The organism is Candidatus Aminicenantes bacterium, assembly GCA_026393855.1.
Lineage (GTDB): Bacteria > Acidobacteriota > Aminicenantia > Aminicenantales > UBA4085 > UBA4085.
In genome coordinates, this window is the sequence record JAPKZJ010000007.1 from 75,040 (window position 1) to 87,762 (window position 12,723).

General features: G+C 63.6%; 8 protein-coding genes and 1 tRNA gene. 4 read left to right on the top strand and 5 right to left on the bottom strand.

Annotated features, from left to right (window positions below; translation table 11 throughout):
- Nucleotides 1-24: 24 nt before the first annotated feature.
- Both NTZ26_00585 and asnB read left to right on the top strand, forming a co-directional pair.
- Entirely contained in the window at nt 25-1,800 is a 1,776-nt protein-coding gene (locus tag NTZ26_00585) for a hypothetical protein (GenBank protein MCX6558984.1), read from the top strand.
- A 1-nt stretch (nt 1,801) separates the two neighbouring features.
- On the top strand, nt 1,802-3,709 hold the full coding sequence (gene asnB, locus NTZ26_00590) for an asparagine synthase (glutamine-hydrolyzing) (protein ID MCX6558985.1): 1,908 nt from the start codon (nt 1,802-1,804) through the stop codon (nt 3,707-3,709).
- Here asnB and tilS read toward each other — a convergent pair whose 3' ends face one another.
- Together tilS and NTZ26_00600 are read right to left on the bottom strand one after the other, a co-directional pair.
- Nucleotides 3,710-4,696, bottom strand: a complete 987-nt coding sequence (gene tilS, locus NTZ26_00595) for a tRNA lysidine(34) synthetase TilS (protein MCX6558986.1) — start codon at nt 4,694-4,696, stop codon at nt 3,710-3,712.
- 86 nt (nt 4,697-4,782) lie between these two features.
- A tRNA-Met gene (locus NTZ26_00600) sits at nt 4,783-4,856 on the bottom strand.
- A 103-nt stretch (nt 4,857-4,959) separates the two neighbouring features.
- Between NTZ26_00600 and NTZ26_00605 the strand changes: the two genes are divergently transcribed.
- Nucleotides 4,960-6,063, top strand: a complete 1,104-nt coding sequence (locus NTZ26_00605; GenBank protein MCX6558987.1) for a hypothetical protein — start codon at nt 4,960-4,962, stop codon at nt 6,061-6,063.
- Nucleotides 6,064-6,135: 72 nt separating this feature from the next.
- Here NTZ26_00605 and NTZ26_00610 read toward each other — a convergent pair whose 3' ends face one another.
- On the bottom strand, nt 6,136-7,092 hold the full coding sequence (locus NTZ26_00610) for an NGG1p interacting factor NIF3 (protein ID MCX6558988.1): 957 nt from the start codon (nt 7,090-7,092) through the stop codon (nt 6,136-6,138).
- Between the two features lie 101 nt (nt 7,093-7,193).
- On the opposite strand from NTZ26_00610, the gene NTZ26_00615 reads away from it, so the two are divergent.
- A complete protein-coding gene (locus NTZ26_00615; protein ID MCX6558989.1) occupies nt 7,194-7,790 on the top strand; it encodes a hypothetical protein in 597 nt (198 codons plus the stop codon).
- Nucleotides 7,791-7,793: 3 nt separating this feature from the next.
- On the opposite strand, the gene NTZ26_00620 is transcribed toward NTZ26_00615, so the two are convergent.
- Nucleotides 7,794-9,629: a Na+:solute symporter gene (locus NTZ26_00620; protein ID MCX6558990.1), complete on the bottom strand. Its 1,836-nt coding sequence runs from the start codon at nt 9,627-9,629 to the stop codon at nt 7,794-7,796.
- Between the two features lie 13 nt (nt 9,630-9,642).
- The gene (locus tag NTZ26_00625; GenBank protein MCX6558991.1) at nt 9,643-12,702 is read right to left on the bottom strand and encodes a DUF5107 domain-containing protein; all 3,060 of its coding nucleotides are present in this window, start codon (nt 12,700-12,702) and stop codon (nt 9,643-9,645) included.
- Between the last annotated feature and the right edge of the window lie 21 nt (nt 12,703-12,723).

Below are 12,723 nucleotides of genomic sequence, written 5' to 3' on the forward strand. Positions count from 1 at the left end.
GGGAATATGGTATTGCTTATACTCATGTTGAACGAGCGACGCTCCGCCCTGACGGCTATCTTCCTGATTTCAGGGATTTTCCTGGGATACGGCCTGTTCGCCAATATCCCCGCCCTGTACAAGTACACCTCGCAGGACCTCGTCCGTTATCATGAGGATTTCTGGGCCGGCCCAAATGGGGTTTTCCTGAAGAAAGTCGTCAAGGGCGGACGGGAACGGCTGTTTTACGCCAAATCATTCGCTTACGCTCTTTTCGCGGCCCCATTCGTCCGGGTGTTCGGCCCCAACGGCCCGGCCGTTTTCAACGGGCTGATGCTCTTTCTGCTCCTGTTGATGGGCTGGAATTATTTCGCCTTGGCCAACAGCCCGGGCCTCGCCCTGGGCAAGATGGCGACTTATATCGGCGCTTCCGTCGCCTTCCTGTATGCCCTGTGGATGACGCCCGAGTTCTTCAACATGTTTCTTGTCTTCACCGTCCTCTTCCTCTGGCGCTACAAAGCCGAAGTTCGCAAGTCCCGAGCCGAGGCGGCGCAGGCGGCAGGGCAGGCGCCTGTATGGACAGGACGCTGGAAACGGTTTCTGCTCTCCGGAAGCTCCGATTACCTGGCCGCGGCCATCGCCGGCCTGGTCGTCTTCTCCAAGCCGACCAACATCGTCCTGACCGCGCCGATCTTTCTTTCGGCTCTGCTGGTCGGTAAAAAGTTCTGGAAAGCGGTGGCCCTGGGGCTCGTCAGCCTCGCTGTCGCAGCCGCCTTCTTCGCCGCCAACAAGGCCTGGACCGGCGAGTGGAACTACCAGGGCGGGATGCGCAAGAGCTTCGTCTATCACTTCCCGATGGAAAAAAAGGACGTTACCTTCGACAGCGCCCCCGGCCGACCGATGTCGACGGACGGCTATACGAACCGACTTAAAGGCACGCTGGGGCTCCTCCCCTACAATATGTTCTGGTACATCTTCGGAAGGTTCACCGGGATCATGTGGTATTTCTTCCCGGCCGTCCTATTCTTTTTGGCTTTCCTGCGCGGCCGCAAGAGCCTGGACGCCTGGCTCATCCTGGCCGCGGCCTTTGGCCAGATCCTGGTCTACCTGGTCATGATGCCGGACAACTACGGCGGCGGCGGCGGATCGATGGCCAACCGCTATTTTATGAACATCTACCCGATGTTTTTGTTTCTGCCGGCGCTCAAGATGCGCAAGCGCGAGCTCGTCTGGCCCTGGGTCATGGCGGCCGTCTTCATCGCCCCCATCCTTCTCTCGCCCATGGCCACCACGGCCCAGCCGGCTATACACGCCAAGCACTTCCCCTATACGCTTTTGCCGGTCGAGCTGACCCTGATCAACGACCTGCCGACCAACGCCGAACAGTCCGCCTTCCGCCAGCAATGGGGCATGCCCTACTTCCAAGACCGCTTCCTCTACTTCCTCAATGACGGATACGAGAAGAAGCAACGGGAGGAGAACGGTTGGTGGACTTACGGCGACAAGACCGCCGATATGGTCCTGCGGACCTTCTTCCCGGTCAAGGAAGTGATCGTCCACCTGCTGAACAACCCGCGCCAGGACAACGAGATCACCGTCAAGCTGGACGGCCGGACCCAGCGCATCGTCCTGCAGCCGATGGCCAAGGGGACGCTGCGTTTCGCGGTCGGCAACGGCTTCCAGATCTCCGAAAGCCACCAGTACCGGTTCAAGGTCAAGGCGGCCAAGGCCTCGATCCCCTTCTTCGAGAGCCGCACCAGCGATGAGCTCCGCCACCTGGGCGTCTTCTTCGAGCTCGAGCTCATCCCGAGGACGCCCTGACATGTGCGGCATCTGCGGCCTGGCCCGCCCCGTGGCGGGCGCGTCACCCGTCCCCGAGGACCTGGTCGTCCGGATGTGCCGGACGATCGTCCACCGCGGCCCGGACGATGAAGGCGTCTATGTCGACGAGCGGGTCGGGCTGGGCAACCGCCGCCTGAGCATCATCGACCTGGTCACCGGCCACCAACCCCTGTCCAACGAGGACGGCTCGGTCTGGATCGCCTATAACGGCGAGGCCTACAACTTCGCCGGGATCCGCGACGATTTGATCGCCCGCGGCCACGCCATGGCCACCAAATCCGACACCGAGACGCTCGTCCACGCCTATGAGGAATGGGGGGCGCCCGCCTTCCTGGACCGCTTCCGAGGCATGTTCGCCTTCGCCCTGTGGGACAAACGGATCGGGAAGCTGTTTCTCTTCCGCGACCGCCTCGGCGTCAAGCCGCTCTATTACACCCTGACCCCGGGCGGCACGCTCGTCTTCGGGTCGGAGCTCAAAACCATCCTGACCCACCCGGCCGTCGAGCGCGAGCTCGAGCCGCGGGCCTTGGATCTCTACCTGACCCTGGAGTACGTCCCCTCCCCGTTCTCGATCTTCAAAGGCATCTACAAGCTCCCGGCGGGGCACTACCTGGAGTACGAGGCCGGGAAGATCACAATCCGTAAATACTGGGACATCGAGCCCGAGGCCGGCCCGCCGCGGCAGATCAAGCCGGCCGAGCTTCCCGGAATCTGCGACGAACTCTACGCCCTGCTCAAGGAGAGCGTCAAGCTTCGATTGGTCAGCGACGTTCCTCTGGGCGCGTTCCTGAGCGGCGGCATCGACTCCTCGACCATCGTCGCCCTGATGCGCGAGCTGGGAGCCTCGCCCCTCAAGACCTTCTCCATCGGTTTCGCCGACCAGACCTACAACGAGCTTCACCATGCCCGGCGCATCGCCGAGCTGTTCGAGACCGAGCACGAGGAATTCATCATCGAGCCTCGGGCCCTGGAATTGACCGAGACGCTGATCCGGCACCTGGATGAGCCTCTGGGTGATTTCTCGATCTTCCCGACCTACCTTGTCTCCCAAATGACCAGGGCCCACGCCACCGTGGCTTTGTCGGGCGACGGCGGCGACGAGCTGTTCGCCGGCTACGAGCATTACCAGGCCCAGCGGATGGCCCGCCGATTCGCGGTCCCGGCCGGAGGGAAGGCCGTGGGCGCGCTGGTCGGCCGCCTGCGCCCTTCGGACAAGAAGAAAGGGACCTGGAACAAGCTGCGTCGGTTCACTGAGGGGTTCGACCACGAGGCGCATTTGCGGCACCTGCGCTGGATGATGTTCTTGAGCGCCCGCGACAGGCGTAGGCTTTACGCGCCCGGCCTGGTCGAGTCGCTGGGCGGGATCAAAGGGGTGGACGAAGGCGAGCCGTTCGCCGGGCTATTCGAGAAGGCGGCCCGCTTCGACGACATCACCGGCGAGCTCTATCTCGACCTCAAGTCCTATCTGGTCGACGACATTATGGTCAAGGTCGACCGCATGAGCATGGCCGTCTCACTGGAGGCCCGCGAGCCGCTCCTCGATCACAAGCTGGTCGAGTTCGCCTTCCGCCTGCCGGGGGACCTGAAGCTCCGCGGCGGTCAGACCAAGTGGATTCTGAAGAAGACCATGGAACGGGTCCTGCCGGCCGAAAACGTCTGGCGCGGGAAAGAGGGCTTCAGCATCCCGATCAAGCACTGGCTGAAAACCGACCTGCGCGACCTGATGAAGGACGTTCTGGCCGAGGACCGGTTAGCAAAGGACGGGCTGTTCAATCCCAAGCCCGTACGGGCCATGATCGACGCCCACCTGGCCGGCCGCGAGAACTACAGCCACCAGCTTTGGGCCCTGATGGTCTTCCAGATGTGGAAGAGCCAGTACTTGGGCTGATCAGCCCGGTAACAATCGGCCCGCGCGCCGCCCGATTGTCAGCCCCTTCCAGAGCGTCAGCCGCTTGCCTTCGGCCAAGGCGCGGATCGCCTCGACGTCGTCGAAGGAGACGTCGCGGAGGTCCCCCTTAAGCGCTTTAATATAAGCTCGGACCATGCGGCGGGCCAGCGCGGGAGGCTGGCGGCGGAGCGCGGCGGCATCGAGGGTCGGAGCGGAGGACGGGCCGCCAAGAAGCTTCTTCATTCGGGACGCCGCGGCCGCTTCGAGCCAGACCTCTTCATCGCCGGCGATCCGGGCCAGCCGGGCCAGCGAACGGACGATAGCCGGCTCGAAGCGCTTTTCAAGATAGGGAATGAGCAGATGGCGGACGCGGTTGCGGAGGATGTCGGTGTCGGAATTTGTTTCGTCGCGGCGATAGGCAATTCCGCGATCGGCGAGGTAGGACAGAACTTCCCGGCGCTCCAGCGCCAGGATCGGCCGAACGATGACGAGCCCGCGCCGCGTCGGGATCCCGGCCAGCCCCGCGGGGCCGGTGCCGCGCAGAAGGCGCAGGAGGACGGTCTCGGCCTGGTCGTTCATGGTGTGGCCGGTCGCGAGCCGGGCCGCCCCGGCCTCGGCCGCCGCCCGTTCGAGAAATCGGTAACGGGCCAGCCGCGCCGCCTCCTCGACCCCCAGCCTCTGGGCACGGGCGAGCGAGCGGACATCCTCGCGGCCGGCGAAATAGGGAATATCGAGCTTGAGGGCCGCCGCCTCGGCGAACCGTTCATCCGTCGCGGCGCGGGGCCGCAAGCCGTGATTGAAGTGAGCCGCGGCCGTCGCGAATCCCTCATCGCCGCCCAGTTCCAGGCAAAGGTGGAGGAGGGCCATCGAATCCGGCCCGCCGGAACAAGCCACAAGGACGGTATCACCCCGTCTGATCAAGCCTTGGTCGAGGACGGTGGCCCGGAACTTGCGGTAGGCGGGATGGAGTCGGCGCTTGGGGGGCATTCCGGAAAAATTCTATCACAGATCGCAACCGGCTGATCCGGATATGTTTAACCGCCGCGAAGGGGCGCGGGGGGGAGGAAGAAGAATGGCGGCGCAGGGATTTGAACCCCGGACACTACGGATATGAGCCGTATGCTCTGACCGACTGAGCTACGCCGCCAAAGCGCCAAGATTCTAAGCGAAAGGCCCCTGGAAGTCAATTTGGCGGACGGGTTTAGAGGGAAACTTGAATCCAGAGGCGTCCTGCCTATACAATCCGGGAGATGACCCGCCGCGAGATCCTGACTGAAATCTGCCGGCACAAGCGCTGCCCGGAGCGGGTGGGTCTATTCGAGTGGTTCTGGCAGGACACCCAGGCCGAATGGGAGAAGCAGGGTTTGCCTCCGGGAGCCGATTTAGTCGATCATTTCGGCCACGACGTCCGCGAGATCAAGGGTTCGATGTTCCGCACGACCGGCCGCCCCATCGATGATGTCATCGTGGACGAGGACGCCGAGACTTTCGTCAAACGCAACGGCTGGGGCGCCCTCCATCGCGAGTGGAAGTCCAAGCCGGGCGTCCCCGAGCACCTCGGATTCGAGATGACGAGCGCAGCCGTTTGGAAGGCCGAGTTTCGCGACCTTCTCCTGGGGCTGGGCAAGAGCCGTTTCCCCGATTGGGACGGCCTGGTCGCGGCCTACAAGGCCGGGATGGCTTCGGACCGCTTCTGCGTTTATCAGCAGATGCTGGTCGTCGAGATCATGCGCCGGGCCATGGGCGACGTCGTCTTCCTTGAGTCCATGGTCCTTGATCCCGCTTGGATTCATGATTTCTGCTCAGTCGTCACCGACAACACCATTCTTCATCTCGACTATCTCATCCGCGAAGTCGGCAAGCCCGACGGGATCTGGACCTATGACGACATGGGCTACACCCGGGCGCCGTTCTTCTCCCCTGCCATGTACCGCGAGTTCATTTTCCCCAGCCACAAGAAGATCGCCGGCTTCTGCCACGACCACGGGCTGCCGTTCATCCTGCACGCCTGCGGTTTCATCCGGCCCTTCCTGCCCGACCTGATGAAAGCCGGCGTTGATGTCTTGCACCCCCTGGAAGCCAAGGGCGGCCAGCATGTGGCCGAGTTCTCGGAGACGGTCCGGGCGCTGGGCGGCGAGATGGCCTTCGCCGGCAATATGGACATCCGGGCTTTCGAGTCAAACGATTCGGCCATCCTAGAAGCCGAGATTCTGCCCAAGCTCGAAGTCATCCGTAAGAAGCGAATCCCCTACATCTTCATGAGCGATCACTCGATCCCCAAGACGGTCAAGATGGGGACCTACGAAAAAGCCCTGAAGCTGTTGGGGGAAAACGGACTGTATCCTAAAGGATAGCCGCTAGACGCATCGTCAAAATCGAGTGAGCTCCAACAACCGAGCGTTTTCTAATGATGCCAAACGGGCTCTTTAGCGCCGGATCCGCTCGAAGCCGCTGACGCCGACGAACTCCAGCGGCGCCTCCTTCTCGATCTCGTCGAAAAGAAGATTGAGCCCCAGCACGTCGCTGGCGATATGGCCGGCGATGACCACATTCAGGTTGGCCTTCTTGGCGTTGGTCAGATGCTCCTCGCTGATGTGCATGCCGACGAGCGTGCTGACGCCGGCCGCCGCGAGCTTGTCGTAGATATCCTTGGACCCCGACGTCCCGCCCGTCATCTCGAGCAGGATGCGGCCGCAGGAGGCTCCCTCGGAGCCGCTGACGATCTTGGGCGCCATCTGCAGGCCCACGGCCTTGTCGTATTCCGGGACGGCCCGCAACAGCTTGAGCAGGTCCTTCAGCCGGGCCGGCTTCTCCCGCTCGAACAGGCCGGTCAGAAAATGGTTGACGCAGTTGTCGGCCGCGGTGTGGATGCACATCAGCGGCAGGCCCAGCAGGCGGGCCGCATCGATCTCGCGGGTGGCGTTGATCGGCAGCAGCCGCCGCTCGACCTCGCCCATCCGCTGGTCCATGAGCTGTTCGGCGACGCTGACGGCGACGCCGTGAAAAGCCAGCAGGCTGGATTGCAGGCGCATGACGTCGAACATCCGGACCAGGGCCTCGCCCATGGGATGATGGCCGAGAACCAGGTCGATGCCGGCCTTGTGGTCGCGGTTCAGGGTGTGGGCCAGCAGGAGCTCGGACGTGTCGATGTCGATGCCGACCATGATCCGGGTCACTTCCGCCCCCAGGTCGCCGTGAAGCACCCGCGTGTCGGCGAAGGGATTGAACAGGCGGTCCTTGTCGTAGGCCTTGCGATCGTCTTCCTTGATGTCCTTGAAGGATTCGGCCTCATTGCTTAAAAGACGCTTGATCTCGTCCGCGCTCCGCGGATCGTTGGCGATGCCGACCTCGACGGCTTTCTTGTAGAATCGTTCGAGCTTCATGCGTTGTCTCCCTCTCTTGAATCGCATTTTAGCACGAATTGACAAGCCCCGATGCTCAAGGCTATAAATCAGGCAGCCCCTATCATCGAGAGGAGTCCGATATGCGCCACACTCTGCCCATCCTGATCGCAACCGTCGCCCTGCTCACCCTGGCCTCGTGCCGGGCGCCCCAAAAAGCGGCGCCGGAGCCGCAGGCTGAAGCCGTCGAACAAGAAACCGCCGGACCGATCTGGCGGGACATCCTGTTCGAGGATCTGCCGCTCCTCGGCCACCGCAACTGGATCGTCGTCGCCGACGCGGCCTTCCCGCTTCAGATCAGCCCAGGGATGGACGTCGTCGTTTCGGGCGAGGATCATTTCGTCGTCCTGGACGAGGTGCTCAAGGCCGTCGCCGCCGCCGGCCATGTCCGGCCCAAGATCTGGCTGGACAAGGAGCTGGATTTCGTCCCCGAGGCGCTGGCCCCGGGCGCAGATGCGGCGCGGAAACGACTCCACGAGGCGCTGACTGGCTTCGAGGTCAAGCCTCTCCTGCATGAGGAGCTCATCGCCCGCCTGGACCAAGTCGCCAAGACCTTCCGGATCCTGATGATCAAGACGAACCTGAAGATCCCCTACACCACCGTGTTCATGGAGCTGGACTGCGGCTACTGGAGCCCGGAGTCCGAGGCCAAGATGCGCGAGGCAATGAAGGGCAAATAGGCTTTAAGCCGTCTCGGGGACAACTTTTTTATTCTCCCAGAGCTTGTTGATGACCCTAATCAGGATGAAAGCGCTGATCAGGAAGACCCCGAACAATCCCGCGGCCCAGGACCAGCGCCCGTAGAGGACGTTGCCCACGGTGAAAAGGGCCGACCAGATCGTCGCGACGCCCGAAGCCCAGCCGACCAGGGCCAGCGGAATGTTCTCGTGCGAGCCGTGGGCCTCTTCCTCGGAAATCCCGGCCTCCGCCCGAACCGCCTTCCAGCCCGGCCCGAACGGCCGCACTTTGCGGTAGAAGGACAACAGCGTCTTGGGGTCGGTGGGCTTGGCCAGGAACGCGGTCAAGACCCAAGTCGCCGTGGTCACGGCGATGGTGATCAGCAGAGCGATGTGGGTCGGGAGAACGAGTCCTTGCCGCAGGATGAAATGTGGTCGTCTCAGGGCTAGGAAGGCGATCGATATCAGGAACGAGCTGACCATGGCGTTGACTTCGCACCAGGCGTTCACCCGCCACCAGAACCAGCGGATCAGGTAGAGCAGGCCCGTCCCCGCCCCGACTTGGAGAATGATATCGAACGAATCCTTGGCCGACTCCATGAGAAAGACCATGCCCGAGGCCACCACGAACAGCAGGACCGTGGCGTAGCGGCCGACCTTGACATAGTGCTTTTCCGTGCCATCCCGCTTGATGAAGCGGCGGTAGAAGTCGTGCACCAGGTACGAGGCGCCCCAGTTGAGGTGGGTTAGGATGGTCGAGGAATTGGCCGCGATCAGGCCGCCGACCATCAGCCCGATGAACCCGACCGGCAGGAACTTGAGCATGGCCGGGTAGGCGATGTCGTGGCCGATGAGCCGCGGGTCGAGCCCCGGATAGGCTTTTTGGATATCCGCGAGCTGGGGGAAGATGATCAGCGAGCACAGCCCGACCAGGATCCAGGGCCAGGGCCGCAGAACATAATGGGCGATGTTGAAGAAGAGGACCGCGCCCAGCGAGTCTTTCTCCGACTTGGAGGCCAGCATGCGCTGGGCGATGTAGGAACCGCCGCCGGGCTCGGCGCCGGGGTACCAGACCGCCCACCACTGCACGGCGATGGGCATGATGAAAATGGCCAGGGCCATATCCCAGTTGTTCCTGAAATCCGGCAGGATGCTGAGATAGTTCAACCCGTTCGGCCCCGCTTTCGCGGACAGCTTGGCCACCATCACCCCCAGCCCCCCGACCTCCCGAACGGCGAAATAGGCGGCGGCGATGACGGCGGTCATCTTGATGAAGAACTGGATCATGTCGATGACCAACACGCCCCACAATCCCGAGACCGCGGCAAAGGCCACGTTGAGGACGAAGATGAAGAGCAGCGTCTGCCAGCGCGGCAGATTGAATAAGACGGCCGCGATCTTGCAGGCGGCCAGGTTGACCGTGGCCATGATGATGCAGTTGAAGAAGAAGCCCAGGTAGACCGAGCGGAAGCCGCGCACCACACCGGCGGCCTTGCCCGAGTAGCGCATCTCGTAGAACTCGAGGTCGGTCATGACCCCGGACCGCCGCCACAGCCGGGCGTAGAAGAAGACCGTGGCCACCCCGGTCAGGGTAAAGGCCCACCAAACCCAGTTGCCGGCCACACCGTTGCGGCGGACGATATCGGTGACGAGGTTGGGGGTGTCGCTGGAGAATGTCGTGGCCACCATCGACAAGCCCGCCAGCCACCACGGCACGGCCCGGCCGGAGGCGAAGAACTCGGAGGTGCTCTTGCCGGACCGCTTGCTGAAAAATAGGGCCGGGCCGAAGCAGACGATCAGGATGCCGGCGACGATCAGCCAATCGAGGAGCTGGAGGTGCATGGTCCGTGTCCTTTCAGTTGCCCAGGGCCTTCAGCGCGTCCTGAAGGTCTTTGGCCGGCGTGGCTGCCGTTTTCAGAACCGCCGCGCTCTGGGCTGCTTGCCCGGCCCGCTTCAAGGCCTGGCCGCCGAACCAGGCCCCGGCCCCCCGCGCTTCGGGATATTTGGTCGTGTAATCCACGACGGCCTGAAAAGCCGCCGCCGACTTGGCCTTGTCGCCAAGCCGGGCTTGGATGAGCCCCAGGAGATAGTCCTGAATCCGATAGTCCGGATCGAAGGGCTTGCCGGTGCCGAGCTTTTCCGGAAACTCCTTGGAATGCTCGAGCGACTTGACGGCCCCGGCCCAATCCTTCCTGCCGATGGCGTTCAAGCCGAGCTGGAGATGGGTCCGGGCGAATAGGGCGTGGATTTCGCCAGCGCCCTCGAACGGCAGGGCTTCAAGAGTGTCAAGGACGGCGGCCGCCTCGCTGTGCTTGTCGACAGCCATGAGGGACCGGACCAGGTCGACCTGGATCGGGACCTCGGTCGGGAAGATTCCGGCCGCCTGGCGGGCGGCGACGAGGGCTTCCTTGGGCTGCTGGCTCTGGGACCGGAACTCGATCAAAGCGTGCCAGTTGCGCCAGGTCTTCTCGTCGATTTGAACGGCCTTCTCGTAGTCGGCCAGGGCCGCGGCCGGATTGACGGTCCGCAGCAGCATGGCCCGGGACAGGAAGAAGGGCGCGAAATCCGCCGCATCGCACTGGGCGAATAGGGCCCGGGCCTCGTCGACCCGGCCCTTGGACCAGAGGATGAGCCCCAGGTAATAGCGTGGCTTCCAGTCGCCCGGCCGCCGGCTGATGACCCATTCGTACAGGGGAATCTCCTCCTCGCGGAACGGGAAGACCAAGCTCGGCGAAAGGCTCATGGCCTTGTCCAGCCAGGCCTTGCTGTCCGCGGGCGCGTCCTTATATTTTAAGAACGCGAGCATGGCATAGACGGTCGGGTGGGCGGGCGCGTGGGTCAGGAGCTCGACCGCGTCCGCGTTGAGGTTCCAGCGCGTGTAAGCCAGAGCCATCTCGAGATAGCTCTCGTGCGGCATCTCGTTGCGGATCATGGACTGGAAGGCCTCCAAATTCTTGGGGCTTTTATCCAACAAGTAGAGCTCGAAGCGGCCCAGATGATCGAGGGGATCGAGGTCGAGGAGCTGGGTCAGGGCGGCTCGGGCGGCTTCCGGCCGGCCGGCCTTGCGGTGAGAGGCCGCCAGGATCTCGTATCCGCCGCTGTTGTACTTGTTGACGTCGATCGAACGCTGGGCATAATCGGCAGCCAGGTCCGTGTTGCCCTCGCCCAACGCGATCTCCGCCAGCCGCATGTAAGCGGCGGAGCGGTAAGCGGCCGAACGGGCCGCCCAGCCAAGCGTCTCCTTGGCGTCGGTGAGCTTGCCGATGCGGCGGGCCACGACGCCGTAGACATAGTTCGCGGCCGGATCGTACATGTCGTAATCGAGGGCCTTGGCGGCGAAGGTCAGGGCTTTGGCATATTCGCCGCGGCGAAAATAGAGCTCGGCGCTGCGGGTCAAAGCGCCCATGTGGGAGGGCGCCTTGGCCAAGCAGGCGGCGTATTTGCCCAAGGCCTCGCCGAAGTAGCGGGCCTTTTCGTTGCGGGTCCCGCTCAAGTAGAGGCCCTCGGCGGTCGATTCGTCCACCGGCTTGAACCGGAGCGGCCGCTCGAGGTCGTCGGCCGCCGGGTCGGAGCGGTAAACGAGAGTTTCGCCGAGACTTACGGTGAAGGGCTGGCCGGAGACCGCCAGGGGGAGGTCTTTCTTGATCGGCTTGGCCGGATCGGCCTTGATCCGCTCGCGGTGGATTTCCTTGCCGCCCGAGGTGACGACCAGGTCGTCGTCGACGGCCTTGAGCGGATAAATCCCGACGGCCAGCGTCTTTTCGGCCGCGGCGACGTTGAGGACGCCGGCGGGCGAGGACGAGGTCATGGGGCCGATGCCGTTATAGGGAAACCAGAGTTCGCGCCAGCGGTCGGCGGCGCCGGAGGTCAGGAACTCATGGTCCGACTGGTTCAGCAGGCGCCCGGCTTGGGGCTCGGTGTATTGGCCGTCCGTGTCGGTCAACAAGTCAACCCAGATCTCGCCGGCCCGCGACAGGTCCCAGATCCAAACCTTGCGGCCGGGCATGTCGTCGTAGAGAGCCCAGTGGCCGAACCCGGCGTCGCTCTTCTCGTACCAGGCGCCGTAGAAGTCCTCACGCTCGCCGAGGGTGAAGTAGCTCTTGGAGCCGGGGAAGGCGTTGTTGCGGTACCAGGACAGATCGCGCCCCAGCGAATCGACCGGCCAGGGCTCGAGCGGGACGCTGTAGTCGTGGCCGATCTGCCAGCGGCCGGGGAAGATGTAGCGTAGGTCATCGGCCGTCTTGATGGCCCCGCAGGACCAGTAATAGTAGGACTGGCTGAAGGGAGTGGGGTTGTACCAGGCGCCGTTGGTCTCGAAGTAGGCCTTGTCCTTGGGCAGGCGGATACTGACGCTCCAGCGCGTTCGCGAGGGCAGGTCCATGGCCCCGACGACACAGCTGACGCTGCCGTCGGGGTCACGGCGCAGGAAGTAGTCCACGGGCGAAGCCGTGGTGGGCGCGTGGCCGACGATGCCGAAGTTGAACTCGATGCCGCCCGACGTCCAGGGGCCGCGCAGGGCGATCTCGCGGAACTTCATGACGTGGTTGGTGTAGAGGAAATCCCGGCCGGTCGCCTTGTCGGTCGCTCCCCAGACCTTGCCGCCGACCTTGGGCAGGACGGCGACCGAGATGTAGGGGTTCTCCAGGCGGACGACGGGCCACTCCTGGTCAATGCCGGCGCCGCTGAACTTGTTGAAGAAATAATACGGGTAGAGGCGGGCGCCGCCGCCCCACATAGTCGAGCGGGCGAAGATGGGCACGGGGTCGGGGTCGCCGTAGGGGTAGGTCTTGAAGACCTCGTTCTTTTCGGAGATGGCGGCAGCGCCGGAGCCCGCGTTCGAGCCGCGGCAGGAGAGAAGACCGGCCGCGAGGAGGGAGGAGACGATGAAGAGGACGGCGATTCGGGAGGATTTCATGAGCACCTTCCTTGTCGGAGG

What these genes read in the sequence shown, in the direction of transcription:
- NTZ26_00585 (MCX6558984.1), top strand. Translation starts at nt 25, where the DNA reads ATGTTGAACGAGCGACGCTCCGCCCTGACGGCTATCTTCCTGATTTCA.
- asnB (MCX6558985.1), top strand. Translation starts at nt 1,802, where the DNA reads ATGTGCGGCATCTGCGGCCTGGCCCGCCCCGTGGCGGGCGCGTCACCC.
- tilS (MCX6558986.1), bottom strand. Translation starts at nt 4,696, where the DNA reads ATGCCCCCCAAGCGCCGACTCCATCCCGCCTACCGCAAGTTCCGGGCC.
- NTZ26_00605 (MCX6558987.1), top strand. Translation starts at nt 4,960, where the DNA reads ATGACCCGCCGCGAGATCCTGACTGAAATCTGCCGGCACAAGCGCTGC.
- NTZ26_00610 (MCX6558988.1), bottom strand. Translation starts at nt 7,092, where the DNA reads ATGAAGCTCGAACGATTCTACAAGAAAGCCGTCGAGGTCGGCATCGCC.
- NTZ26_00615 (MCX6558989.1), top strand. Translation starts at nt 7,194, where the DNA reads ATGCGCCACACTCTGCCCATCCTGATCGCAACCGTCGCCCTGCTCACC.
- NTZ26_00620 (MCX6558990.1), bottom strand. Translation starts at nt 9,629, where the DNA reads ATGCACCTCCAGCTCCTCGATTGGCTGATCGTCGCCGGCATCCTGATC.
- NTZ26_00625 (MCX6558991.1), bottom strand. Translation starts at nt 12,702, where the DNA reads ATGAAATCCTCCCGAATCGCCGTCCTCTTCATCGTCTCCTCCCTCCTC.